Raw genomic sequence first — 12,517 nt, 5'->3', positions numbered from 1 at the left:
CCTGCTGATCCCGAACCGACTCAGAGTGAAGCGCGCTAGCCCCCATTGGGCACCGTCTTCGTCCTTTTCCGCAACGCAAAGTGCATGCAGCATATGCCCTATCAACATGCACTTCGCTCAATAGTTCGGCAAAAGCCGGCCGACTCTCTCCATTTGTACCCCATTGTCTCTGCTTCGCAACATCCGCAATACCCCGGCACCGTAGTCTTCCTGCGCCGCACAAGGTGTTGTGAAAGCCACGTGAACTGGCGGCGAAACAGCACCGGGATCAGTCTGTCTTCCGGAAGTGAACCGCGAGTGAACGCCAACGGTCGCGCAGCTGCGCCAGGCAGCGAATGTCTCATTCGCGGAGCGACATGATGCGCGCCGGCCACGGTGGTCGAACAGATGGCCCCGCTGCGAGCACGTCAACCATCGCTCACGCGACGCCATCGTGATCAGGCGAGCGATGAACGCGCGCATCTCACAGCCATCCGCACACATGTTCACCGCTAGAATCGAATGCCGTGACGTAACGCGCGGCCGAAACCGGACGGATCACTCGATGCTGATCATTGCCATGATCAGGTTGCGGCTCGCCACCGAATGTCTGCAAGCAGAAAGCATCATGGGTTATCCGCCGATCACGAGCCGCAGCCGACGCGACAATCGCAAGACGCTCGCCTTGATCCGTGACGTGAGGCACCATTACCTAGAACACATGTGGCCGCTTTCCGGCATTGCAAGGCGGAGAAGGTTTGATCGACGGCATTTGCTCGCGACGATGGGAGACCTCCGGCGCGCGGGTGTCGCGGAGGCCGACGCGAGCCGAACGCTGGCCGCGCTTGGCGAACCTTCGCCACGCCTTGGTCGAACGGTCGGCAGCAGGCTTCAGGCTGCCTGCACGTCTCCCGCGGGGCGCGCGCCGCCGGCACGTCGAGCCCGGCGCGAAGCTCTTGGGATTCCAGAGGGATCAATCCATTATGAATGGCGTTCTCCTGTGGGCTGGCGCATAGTTGTTCATGTGAGGTCCACGACCTGGCAGGCCGCCAGGCGGGAACCCGAAAAAGCAAGCCGACGCACATAGATAGGCATCATGAATCCGGTCAAAGCTCTCGAAGAACACGGCCAGGCGGTCTGGCTCGATTTCCTCGCACGCGGCTTCGTCGCCAAAGGCGACCTGAAGCGGCTGATCGATGAGGATGGCGTCAAGGGCGTCACCTCGAATCCCGCGATTTTCGAGAAGGCGATCGGCAGCTCCGATGAATATGACGCGCCGATCGCCACGGCGCTGAAGAACGGCGATCGATCGCCGACGCAGCTGTTCGAGGCCGTCGCCGTCGAGGACATCCAGAATGCTGCCGACGTGCTGCGGCCGGTCTACGACCGCTTCGATGGCAATGACGGCTTCGTCAGCCTCGAAGTCTCGCCCTATCTGGCGATGGACAGCAAAGCGACCATCACCGAGGCCGAACAGCTCTGGAAGGCGGTCGACCGCAAGAATCTGATGATCAAGGTGCCGGCGACCGACGCCTGCCTGCCGGCCATCCAGCACCTGATCTCCAAGGGCATCAGCGTCAACATCACCTTGCTGTTTTCGCAAGACGTCTACCGGCAGGTCGCCGAAGCCTACATTGCCGGCCTCGAGGCCTACGTCGGCGCCGGCGGCGATCCGTCGCATGTCGCCAGCGTGGCGTCGTTCTTCGTCAGCCGCATCGACAGCGTGGTCGACAAGCAACTGGACGAGAAGATCGCCCAGGCCAACGATCCCTCGGAGAAGGAGCGGCTGGCGGCGCTCAAGGGCAGGATCGCCATCGCCAACGCCAAGATGGCGTATCAGGATTACAAGCGGCTGTTCGCAGGCGCGCGCTGGGAGCGGCTGGCCGAGCAAGGCGCCAAGCCGCAGCGGCTGCTCTGGGCCTCCACAGGTACCAAGAACAAGGATTACAGCGATGTCCTCTATGTCGAGGAGCTGATCGGGCCGAACACCGTCAACACCGTGCCGCCGGCCACGCTGGACGCCTTCCGCGATCACGGAGAGGTGCGCGACAGCCTGGAGGAAGACGTCGACGCCGCCCAGGCCGCCCTGGAGGATCTGGCGAAGACCGGCATCTCGCTCGACGACATCACCGCAGATCTCGTGGTCGACGGCGTCAGGCAGTTCGCGGACGCCGCCGACAAGCTCTACGGCGCGGTTGCGCACAAGCGCGCCGTCGTGCTGGGGACAGGACTTGGGCAGCAGACGATCGCCGTTGCTGCTGATCTCGAGAAGAAGGTCGCCTCCGCGACCGAGGACTGGCGCAAGGACGCCAGGATCCGCCGGCTCTGGCATAAGGATGCGACGGTCTGGACCGGCCATGACGAGCACAAATGGCTGGGCTGGCTGACCAGCGCGGAGAAAGCCGATATCGCCGATTATGAGGACTATGCGCAGCGGGTGAAGGGACAGAAGTTTTCCGACGCCGTGGTCCTTGGCATGGGCGGCTCCAGCCTCGGGCCGGAAGTGCTCGCCGAGACGTTCCCGCGCAGGGCCGGCTTCCCCAGGCTGCACGTGCTCGATTCCACCGACCCCGCGCAGGTGCGCGCGATGGAGAAGGCGATCGACATCACCCGTACGGTGTTCATCGTCTCCTCGAAGTCGGGCGGCACCACCGAGCCGAACGCGATGAAGGACTACTTCTTCGCGCGCGTCTCCGAGGCGATCGGGCCGAAGAAGGCCGGCCATCGCTTCATTGCCGTGACCGATCCCGGCTCGTCGCTGGAGAAGGCGGCCAAGGCGCAAGGCTTCGCCCGCATCTTCCACGGCGAGCCGACCATCGGCGGCCGCTATTCGGTGCTGTCGCCGTTCGGCCTGGTGCCGGCCGCCACCGCCGGCATCGACGTGCGCAGGCTGATTACGCAGGCGCTGTCAATGGTGCGCTCCTGCGGGCCCGACGTGCCGCCGCCGCAGAACCCGGGCGTTCAGCTCGGCTTGGCGATGGGTCTCGCCGGCCTCGAAGGCCGCGACAAGATAACGATCTTCGCCTCGCCCAAGATCGCCGATTTCGGTGCCTGGGCCGAGCAGTTGATCGCGGAGTCCACGGGCAAGGAAGGCAAGGGCCTCATCCCGATCGATGGCGAGCCAGTCGCCTCGCCCGAGGTCTACGGTCATGATCGCTTCTTCATCGACATCAGGATCGGCGGCGACGACGTGGCCGGCCATGATGCAAAGCTCGCCGCGCTCGAGGAGGCCGGCCATCCGGTCGTGCGCATCGTCATGAAGTCGATCGACCAGCTCGGCCAGGAATTCTTCCGCTTCGAAATGGCGACCGCCGTTGCCGGCGCCGTGCTCGGCATCAACCCGTTCGACCAGCCCGACGTCGAATCGGCCAAGATCAAGACCCGCGAGCTGACGGCGGCGTTCGAGCAGAGCGGCGCGCTGCCGGCCGAGGAGCCGGTGGTCTCGATCAAGGGCTGCGAGCTCTACACGGATGCACAGAACGTCGAGAGCCTGCGCGAGCATGGCGCCGACGGCACGCTCGCGTCCTGGCTGAAGGCGCATCTCGGCCGCGCCGGCGACGGCGACTACATCGCCCTGCTCGGCTATATCGACCGCAACGCAGGCAATATCGACACGCTGCAGCGGATCCGGCTGAGGCTGCGCGATGCCAAGCACCTCGCCACCTGCGCCGAGTTCGGTCCGCGCTTCCTGCACTCGACCGGCCAGGCCTACAAGGGCGGTCCGGACAGCGGCGTGTTTCTCCAGATCACGGCCGACGATGCCCAGGATCTGCCGATCCCCGGGCAGAAGGCGAGCTTCGGCGTGATCAAGGCGGCGCAGGCGCGCGGCGACTTCGACGTACTCACCGAGCGCGGGCGTAGGGCTCTTCGGGTCCATCTCAAGGGCAATCTGAAATCGGGCCTGAAGATGCTCGACAGCGCGATCAGTGAAGCGCTGAGCTAGGAAGGGCATCGTCGATGCAATTGGGAATGATCGGTCTCGGGCGGATGGGCGGCAACATCGTGCGCCGCCTGATGCGCGCCGGACACGCCTGCGTGGTCTATGATCGCGACGCAAAGGCCGTCGCCGCGCTGGTTTCCGAGGGCGCCACCGGCGCCGCGAGCCTCGAGGAGTTCGTCGGCAAACTCGCCCTCCCGCGGCACGCCTGGGTCATGCTGCCGGCCGGCAAGATCACGGAAGCCACCGTCGAGCAGCTCACCAAGCTGATGAGCCGAGACGACGTCGTCATCGACGGCGGCAACAGTTTCTGGCAGGACGACGTCCGCCGCGGCAAGGCGCTCAAGGAGCGCGGTCTGCACTACGTCGACGTCGGCACCTCCGGCGGAGTCTGGGGCCTCGACCGCGGCTACTGCATGATGATCGGCGGCGACAAGCCGGTCGTCGACCGGCTCGATCCGATCTTCGCGACGCTAGCGCCAGGCATCGGCGACATCCCGCGCACACCGGGCCGTGACGGCCGCGACCCGCGCGTCGAACAGGGCTACATCCATGCGGGGCCGACTGGCGCCGGCCATTTCGTCAAGATGATCCACAACGGCATCGAATATGGCCTGATGCAGGCCTATGCCGAGGGCTTCGACATCCTCAGGAATGCGAACAGCGCGGCGCTGCCCGAGGCGCATCGCTTCGACTTCGATCTCGCTGACATCGCCGAGGTGTGGCGCCGCGGCAGCGTCATTCCGTCCTGGCTGCTCGACCTCACCGCCAGCGCGCTCGCGCGGCAGCCCGGTCTGGAGAAATATTCCGGCTACGTCGAGGATTCCGGCGAGGGCCGCTGGACCGTGAATGCGGCGATCGACGAAGCGGTGCCGGCCGAGGTGTTGACCGCCGCCTTGTTCGCCCGTTTCCGCTCGCGCCAGGAGCACACCTTCGCGGAAAAGATTCTCTCGGCGATGCGCGAAGGCTTTGGCGGGCACAAGGAGCCTGAACAGCACCCAGACCCGGCGCGCCAGAGCGCGCCCGAGATCGTCAAGCCCAGGGACGACCGCGCGTGACCCCGCTGCATCCGCACCAGCCGCAACATCAGAAGCCTGACGCTTGCGCCTTCGTGATCTTCGGTGTGACCGGCGATCTGACCCATCGGCTCGTCTTGCCATCGCTTTACAATCTCGCGGCCAATCATCTGCTGCCGGACAGGTTCTGCATCGTCGGCATTGCCCGCAAGGGCACGTCGAGCGAGCAACTGCGCGACAATCTCATGGAAGGCCTACGCAAATACGCCACACGCCCGATCGAGGATGAGATCGCGCAGCGCCTGTTGCAATGCGTGACTGCGATCGAGGCCGATCCGAAGGAGCCGGAAAGCTTCGATCAGTTGAAGGCGAAGCTGGAAAAGCTGGAAGCCGCGCGGGAGACCCACGGCAATCGGCTGTTCTATCTCGCGACGCCGCCGAGCGCCTTTGCGCCGATCGCGCAACAGCTCGGGCGCGTCGGGTTGCTGCGCGAGGACGGCAAGGCTTGGCGCCGCCTCGTGGTGGAAAAGCCGTTCGGCACCGACCTCGCCTCGGCCAAGAAGCTGAACGACGAGCTTCTGCAGCTCGTGACCGAGCACCAGATCTACCGGATCGATCATTACCTCGGCAAGGAGACGGTGCAGAACATCCTGGTGCTGCGTTTCGCCAATGGCATGTTCGAGCCGATCTGGAACAGGCATCACATCGACCACGTGCAGATCACCGTCGAGGAGAAGCTCGGCGTCGGCACGCGCGGCAGCTTCTACGACGCGACTGGCGCGCTGCGCGACATGGTCCCCAACCATCTATTCCAATTGCTGTCGCTGGTGGCGATGGAGCCGCCGGCACGGTTCGATGCGCATACCGTCCGCTCCGAGAAGGCGGAGGTGCTGTCGGCGATCCAGCCGTTGAGCGAACGGGAGGCGTTGCTCAATTCGGTGCGCGGCCAGTACACGGCTGGCATGATCGGCGATGCCGAGCTACCCGACTATCTGAGGAGCAAGGACGTCCGCCCCAACAGCACCACCGAGACCTATGCCGCCTTCAAGCTCACGATCGACAATTGGCGCTGGGCCGGCGTTCCGTTCTATCTGCGCACCGGCAAGGCGCTCGGCGCCAAGCGCACCGAGGTCGCGATCAAGTTCCGCCAGGCGCCGTTCGCGATGTTCAGTTGCACGCCGATCGAGACCCTGGCCGAGAACTATCTGGTCATCGGCATCGAGCCGACCCAGAGCATCACGCTGCAGTTCAACACCAAGGTGCCCGGCCCCACCATCCGCACCGATGGCGTGCAGATGAAGTTCAATTACAAGGACTATTTCCAGGCCGAGCCCGCCACCGGATACGAGACGCTGATCTATGACTGCATGATCGGCGACAACATCCTGTTCCAGCGCGCCGACAGCGTCGAGGCCGGCTGGAAGGCCGTCGAGCCGTTCATCGGGGCGTGGAAGAAGGCCGGCCGCGATGGCCTGCATTCCTACGCGGCCGGCAGCGAGGGACCTGAGGCGGCGGCCGATCTCCTGGCCCGCGACGGCCGCAGCTGGCGCAAGCTGATTTAGCCGTGGCCGGGCCGCAGAACCGCAAACTCGTGCGAGTCGCGGACCAGGCGACGATGGCGAGGGTCGCGGCCGAACATCTCCTGGCCCGCATCGACGCAAATCCGGGGACCATAGCCGTCTGCCTCACCGGGGGATCGAGCCCGAGGCAGCTTTATCAGCTGCTGGCGACGGACGCCTATCGCGAGCGGATTGCATGGCCGCGCGTGCACTGGTTCATCGGCGACGAGCGCTATGTTCCGGCCGGAGATCCCCTGCACAACATGACCATGGCCCGCCACGCGTTCCTCGATGCCTGCGCGCCGGCCGCCAACATCCACCCGATCGCGACCGATAGGTCGGACCCGGAGGCCAGTGCCCGCGACTATCAGCGCACGCTGGAAGCGTTCTACGGCGCCGGGCGGCTCGCCCCCGCGCGGCCGCTGTTCGACCTTGTGCTGCTCGGCATCGGCCCCGACGGCCATGTCGCGTCGCTATTCCCCGGTTTTCCCGCCGTTGATGTCGCCGATCGCTGGGTCGTCGGCGTCGACAAGGCTCACGTCGCTCCCTTCGTGCCGCGGATCAGCCTGACCTTGCCTGCGCTCGCCTCCTGCCGAACCATGCTGTTTGAGATCGCCGGTACCGACAAGCGCGCGATCATGACGCGGGTGCTGGCCGGTGAGGACCTGCCGGCCAATCGCGCCCGCTCAAATCGGGAGACGATCCTGCTCATCGACAGCGAGGCCTGGCCGGAGGGGCGAAGTGGCGACATCTGACCTGCCCCATGCGCTCGTCATCATGGGCGTGTCCGGCTCCGGCAAGAGCACGATCGGGAAAACATTGGGGCAACGCCTCGGCTGGCGCTTCGAGGATGGCGACAGCTTTCACCCGCCCGCAAACGTCGCCAAGATGAGCGCCGGCCACCCGCTCACGGACGAGGATCGCTGGCCCTGGCTGCAGGCGATTGCCCAGGAGATCGCGCGTTGCCGTACTGCGGGCCAGCACATCATCATCGCCTGCTCTGCACTCAAGAAGGCCTATCGCGATATCCTGGTCGGCGGCTGTAACGATGTCCGCATGGTCTATCTCCAAGGCAGTCAGGAGCTGATCGGCGGACGGATGAGCCATCGCAAGGGGCACTTCATGCCGCCGGGCCTGCTCGCCAGCCAATTCGCCACCCTGGAACCACCTGACGCCGCCGAGCGTCCCATTACAGTCTCGGTCGACGCGCCAGTCGCGGCGATCGTGGACGACATCATGCAACAGCTTCACGCCGGTCGGGGCTGCGCCTGACCCGCGAACAGGAAGGGCTCATGACCCGCATCGCTCTCGTCGTATCCGACGTCGACGGCACGCTGCTGACCAAGGACAAGGTTCTGACCGAGCGGGCCGCGAAGGTGGCACGACGCCTGCACGAATGTGGCGTCGCCTTCACGCTCACCTCGAGCCGCCCTGCGATCGGCATGCGCTTTCTGATCGAGCCGCTGCAGATCAGCCTTCCGGTCGGCCCCTTCAACGGCAGCTCGATCATCGGCGCTGACATGCGCCCGCTCGAGCAGAGCCTGATCCCGCCCGCGGCCGCCGCGCGCTGCGTCGATCTTCTCCAACAATCCAGGGTCGACATCTGGGTCTTCACCAATGATGCCTGGCTGACGCGCAATCCGGACGGCGAGTACGTCCCGAACGAGCGGCGCGCGATACGCGCGGAGCCGACGATCGTCGACGATTTCTCCCCCTATCTGTCGAACGCCTGCAAGATCGTCGGCGCCAGCAGCGATTTCGAGCTGCTGGCGCACTGCGAGAGCCAGATGCAGCAGACGCTGGGGACCGAGGCGACGGCGGTCCGCTCGCAGAGCTACTATCTCGACATCACTCCGCCCGGGCGCAACAAGGGCACCTTCGTCACGGCGATGGCCAAGCGGCTCGGCGTTCCGCTCGACCAGGTCGCGACCATCGGCGACATGCACAATGATGTCGCGATGTTCGAGGTGAGCGGATTGTCGATCGCCATGGGCAATGCCAGCGACGAGGTGAAGAGCAAAGCCAAGCGCATCACCACGTCCAATCAGGACGAAGGCTTTGCCAATGCCATGGAGATGATCCTGGCGGAAAACGCGCAAGGCTCATCCGCAAGCTGACGCGCGGCAGCTCAGGCTCCCGACCGCTGCCTTGCGGGTTTGTCGCTGGCCTTCTTGGCGCTGCTCAGATTTTGCGCCGTGTTGATCAGCGCGATATGGGTCAGCGCCTGGGGAAAGTTGCCGGTCTGCCGCCGTGCCTCGGTGTCGTATTCTTCGGCCAGCAGTCCAACGTCGTTGGCGATGTTCACCACGCGGCGGAACAGCGTCTCGGCCTTCTCCGTATCGCCCGCCAGGACATGGGCGTCGGCCAGCCACAGCGTGCAGGCCAGGAACGCGCCTTCGATCGGCTGCTGCTCGTCCGGCGGGACCTCGCGCGGATCGTGCCGGAGCACGAAGCCGTCCCGCAGCAGATGCTCCTCAATCGCGTCGACCGTGCCGCGAATGCGCGAATCGGAGCACGGCAGGAAGCCGACCGCCGGCAACAGCAGCAGGCTGGCATCGAGCAGCCGCGAGCCATAGGACTCGACGAAGCTGCCGAGGCTTTCGTCGTAGCCCTTGGCGCAGACATCGTGATGAATCGTCTCGCGCAGCCGCCGCCAGCGCTCCAGCGGCGCCTTGAACCCGAATTTCTCCGCGCTCTTGATCGCGCGATCGAACGCCACCCAGGTCATCACCTTGGAGAACACGTAGTGACGGCCATCGCCGCGGCGTTCCCAGATGCCGTGGTCGGGCTGGTCCCAGACGTCGGTGAGATGGTCGAGCACCGCGCATTCCAGGTCCCAGGTGCCGTCGTCCAGCTTGAGCTTGGTCATGCGGGCCTGATGGAAGGCATCCATCAGCTCGCCGTAGACGTCGAGCTGGAGCTGCGCATGCGCGGCATTGCCGATCCGCACCGGCTGGGCACCCTCGTAGCCCGGCAGCCACTCGGCCTCCCACTCCATCAGCCGCCGCTGGCCCATGATGCCATACATGATCTGCATGTAGGCGGGAGCGCCCGCCGCGGCGCGCAGCAGCCAGTTGTGCCAGGCCAGCGCTTCCTCGGTGTAACCCGAGTTCATCAACGCGAGCAGCGTGAACGTCGCGTCACGCAGCCAGCAGAATCGGTAGTCCCAGTTGCGCCGGCCGCCGAGCTTCTCCGGCAGCGAGGTGGTCGGCGCCGCGACGATGCCGCCGGTCGGCGCGTAGGTGAGCGCCTTCAAGGTGATCAGCGAGCGCATCACGAGTGCGCGATGCTCGCCCTGATGGGTGCAGCGCCGCGACCAGTCGGCCCAGAACGTTTCGGTGTCATCCAGCGCCTGATCCGGATCGATCGCCTTGGGCGCCGGCAGATGCGACGGACCGTAGGTGAGCACGAAAGGCACGGTTTCGCCGGCAGCGACCTCGAACTCCGCCACCGTGGTCATGTCCGCGCCGCGGGTCGCGACCGGCGTATGCAGCACCGCCATGTCCTGGCCGCAGATGGCGAGCAGCGCGGAGCGATCCTCGGAACGCTTGACCCAGGGAATCTCGATGCCGAACCCGAAGCGGATGATAAGCTCCATCCGCATGGCGACCCGGCCGGAGACGCCGCGGACCAGCCGAACGACATCGGAGGCCCTGCCCCGCGGCGGCATGAAATCGATCATCTCGACGGTGCCGGTCGCAGTTTCGTATCGCGTCTCGAGGATGAGGCTGTCGCCGCGATAACGGCGAGACGTCGATCGGACGTCGCCGCGCGGCTCGATCAGCCAGCGGCCATGGCTGCGATCTCCCAGCAAGGCTGCGAAACAGGCATCCGAATCGAACGCCGGCCAACACAGCCAGTCGATCGACCCGTTCCGGCTCACCAGGGCAGCCGTCTCACAATCACCAATCAGCGCGTAGTCTTCGATCTTGCAGGACATTTGGCATCCGCGTGCAACTGCCCCCCGCAATCCCCCCGTTCTAAACGCCGGCCGGGCTGATCCGTTCGGCGGTCGCCGCCTTCAACGCCGCGACGCTGGTCGCACCGGCGATGTCCTCGAGCTTGATCGGCATCTTGCGGCGCCAGTTCGGATGCTCGTCGATCGTGCCGGGAATATTGGGCTGATCGACCACTTCCAGCAGATCCTCCAGGGAAATCACCAGCAGCCGGGACCGCGTCCGCGACAGGAAGGCGATCGCTGAGTGGACATCGTTGGCTTGAATGCCGTGTTGGCGGAGCACCTCGTCCCAGAGCCCCAACGCATCCCAGCGATCCTGGTCGCTTTCACCAGGATCGATGCCCAGCCCGCGTTTGGTCTTGAGATCGCCGAACGAGCGCCAGCCGGCGTAGGTCGAGAGGTCGTGGGTATTCAGCGTCACCAGCGCGTTCGGCGGATAGAAGTCGACATCGCGGAAGCGGCCGTTGTCGTCGCGTTCGAAGATCATCACCTTGTAGGACCACAATCCCCAATCGGCCATCTGTTCGCGAAAGCCCTCCGGCACGGTGCCGAGATCCTCGCCGATGACGATGCATTCATTGGCGACGCTCTCGATGACGGTCGCGGCCAACAGCGCCTCGAACGGCATCTGCACGTACGCGCCCTGCTTGGCCGGAAATCCGTGCGGCACCAGATAGAGTCGCTTCAAACCGAGCACATGGTCGAGCCGGATCGCGCCGGCATGCCGCATCGACGCCCGAACCATCTCCCGGAACGGCTCGAAATTCTTCAGCGCCAGTCCGGGCGCGTTGAACCCGGCGAGCCCCCAGTTCTGCCCGACCGTGTTCAAGGGATCGGGGGGCGCCCCGACCGAGAGCGTGCGCGAAATGGCGCCCTGCTCGTTCCAGGCATCGAAGCCGTCGGATTGAACGCCGACCGCGACGTCGAGATACAAGCCGACCTTCATTCCCAGCCGATGCGCGAGATCCCGGCAATGGCGCAATTGTCGCTCGGCGAGCCATTGCACATAGGCGATGAACTCGGCCTCCCTCCGGTCGGGGCCGCTGAGCAGCGCCGCGCAGCGCGCAGCATCGGGCTGCCGCCACTCCTCGGGCCAGTCCCACCAGGGCTTCAGGAAGCGATGCCGCAACACCTCGAAGCAGGTGAAGCGGGCCAGCAGCTCGCCACGCTCGGCCCGATAGGCCTTGAACTCCGCAGCGGCCGCGGCGTCGGGCGCAGCCATGAAAGCGTCGAAGGCGGCACGCAGGGCCGGCCATTTCAACGCCGCCACACCCTTGTAGTCCACCAGCTCGGCCTGCCGCAGCGGCTCCAGCACCTTGCTGCCGGGCCCCTTCGCGAAGCCCGGGGCCTGCTCGACATCGACATAGAGCGCATTCAGGAACAGCCGGCTGTTCGGCGCGTAAGGGCTGAAATCGCCCGGCCGGTCGTCGAACAGCGCGTGCAACGGATTGAGGCCGACGCCATCGGCGCCGAGTTCGGCGCAAAGCGTGATGAGATTGGCAAGGTCGGTGAAATCGCCCATGCCCCAGTTGCGGCCGGATCGAATGCCGTAGAGCTGCACCGCCAGCAGCCAGACACGGTCGAAATCACCGGCGAAGGCCTTCGCCGGTGCGACGAGCAGCGGCAGCTCCTCGCGGTACGACGACGCATCCACCAGCTCGAGGCGGTAGCTGCCGACCGGCAGATCACCCGGCCACTCGACCAGGGCCTCGCCGGCGTCTCCCTTCGCGATCTCAGCGTCGCCACGCCTGATGGTCCACCTGACCGGCAGCTTCGCCGCCTCGGTCAGGCGGCTGCGCGCGGGCTGCCCAGAGCGAATCACCACCGCATCGCTCAGCAGCCGATGCGGCGTGGGCCGGGGAAAGGCCTCCACGATGATCTTGAGGGCCGCTTCGTCGGTCACACGACGGTGCCCCTGACCATCGTAGAATTCTGTCAGGATTCCGAGACTATGGGCTTCGCTGTAGAGATCCATTCGGCACGCGATCTGGACGTAACGGCAAGTCGTACGTCGTAAAATTGTTGTGGGACGGCAAGAGGATAAGCCCCTAACGCCGCGGCAAGGCCG

Annotated in this window: 9 protein-coding genes; 7 read left to right on the top strand and 2 right to left on the bottom strand. The window is 65.5% G+C overall.

The genetic code is table 11. The annotated features are described in order from the left end of the window. Positions 1-544: 544 nt before the first annotated feature. Genes QW863_RS28900 through QW863_RS28870 form a run of 7 tightly spaced genes read left to right on the top strand, consistent with a single transcriptional unit; the run spans position 545 to position 8,608 of the window. Positions 545-1,066 (top strand): hypothetical protein, encoded by a 522-nt coding sequence (locus QW863_RS28900; RefSeq protein ID WP_315718009.1) that lies wholly within the window; start codon positions 545-547, stop codon positions 1,064-1,066. A gap of 9 nt (positions 1,067-1,075) precedes the next feature. Then, positions 1,076-3,922, top strand: a complete 2,847-nt coding sequence (locus QW863_RS28895; RefSeq protein WP_315718008.1) for a bifunctional transaldolase/phosoglucose isomerase — start codon at positions 1,076-1,078, stop codon at positions 3,920-3,922. Positions 3,923-3,936: 14 nt separating this feature from the next. Further along, positions 3,937-4,974, top strand: a complete 1,038-nt coding sequence (gene gnd / locus QW863_RS28890; protein ID WP_315718007.1) for a phosphogluconate dehydrogenase (NAD(+)-dependent, decarboxylating) — start codon at positions 3,937-3,939, stop codon at positions 4,972-4,974. Further along, positions 4,971-6,494, top strand: a complete 1,524-nt coding sequence (zwf, locus tag QW863_RS28885) for a glucose-6-phosphate dehydrogenase (protein ID WP_315718006.1) — start codon at positions 4,971-4,973, stop codon at positions 6,492-6,494. Before gnd ends, zwf begins: the two co-directional genes overlap by 4 nt. Positions 6,495-6,496: 2 nt before the next feature. Next, positions 6,497-7,246, top strand: coding sequence for a 6-phosphogluconolactonase (pgl, locus tag QW863_RS28880; RefSeq protein WP_315718005.1), 750 nt, complete (start codon positions 6,497-6,499; stop codon positions 7,244-7,246). 22 nt (positions 7,247-7,268) lie between these two features. Beyond that, complete coding sequence (locus tag QW863_RS28875) at positions 7,269-7,763, top strand: gluconokinase (protein ID WP_315718004.1); 495 nt, start codon at positions 7,269-7,271, stop codon at positions 7,761-7,763. Positions 7,764-7,783: 20 nt separating this feature from the next. After that, entirely contained in the window at positions 7,784-8,608 is an 825-nt protein-coding gene (locus tag QW863_RS28870) for an HAD family hydrolase (RefSeq protein WP_315718003.1), read from the top strand. Between the two features lie 11 nt (positions 8,609-8,619). On the opposite strand, the gene QW863_RS28865 is transcribed toward QW863_RS28870, so the two are convergent. Next, complete coding sequence (locus tag QW863_RS28865) at positions 8,620-10,431, bottom strand: glycoside hydrolase family 15 protein (RefSeq protein ID WP_315718002.1); 1,812 nt, start codon at positions 10,429-10,431, stop codon at positions 8,620-8,622. 40 nt (positions 10,432-10,471) lie between these two features. Then, on the bottom strand, positions 10,472-12,424 hold the full coding sequence (gene malQ / locus QW863_RS28860; RefSeq protein ID WP_315718066.1) for a 4-alpha-glucanotransferase: 1,953 nt from the start codon (positions 12,422-12,424) through the stop codon (positions 10,472-10,474). Between the last annotated feature and the right edge of the window lie 93 nt (positions 12,425-12,517).

Origin of the sequence: Bradyrhizobium sp. SZCCHNR1017, from assembly GCF_032381375.1 — a bacterium.
GTDB lineage: Bacteria > Pseudomonadota > Alphaproteobacteria > Rhizobiales > Xanthobacteraceae > Bradyrhizobium.
The sequence above is the reverse complement of the archived record's forward strand: the minus strand, read 5'-3'. Positions and strand labels throughout refer to the sequence as shown.

Bases quoted from the DNA above. Each gene is read 5' to 3' on its own strand.
- QW863_RS28895 (WP_315718008.1), top strand. From the start codon at position 1,076: ATGAATCCGGTCAAAGCTCTCGAAGAACACGGCCAGGCGGTCTGGCTC.
- QW863_RS28870 (WP_315718003.1), top strand. From the start codon at position 7,784: ATGACCCGCATCGCTCTCGTCGTATCCGACGTCGACGGCACGCTGCTG.
- QW863_RS28900 (WP_315718009.1), top strand. From the start codon at position 545: ATGCTGATCATTGCCATGATCAGGTTGCGGCTCGCCACCGAATGTCTG.
- gnd (WP_315718007.1), top strand. From the start codon at position 3,937: ATGCAATTGGGAATGATCGGTCTCGGGCGGATGGGCGGCAACATCGTG.
- QW863_RS28875 (WP_315718004.1), top strand. From the start codon at position 7,269: ATGGGCGTGTCCGGCTCCGGCAAGAGCACGATCGGGAAAACATTGGGG.
- malQ (WP_315718066.1), bottom strand. From the start codon at position 12,424: ATGGATCTCTACAGCGAAGCCCATAGTCTCGGAATCCTGACAGAATTC.
- QW863_RS28865 (WP_315718002.1), bottom strand. From the start codon at position 10,431: ATGTCCTGCAAGATCGAAGACTACGCGCTGATTGGTGATTGTGAGACG.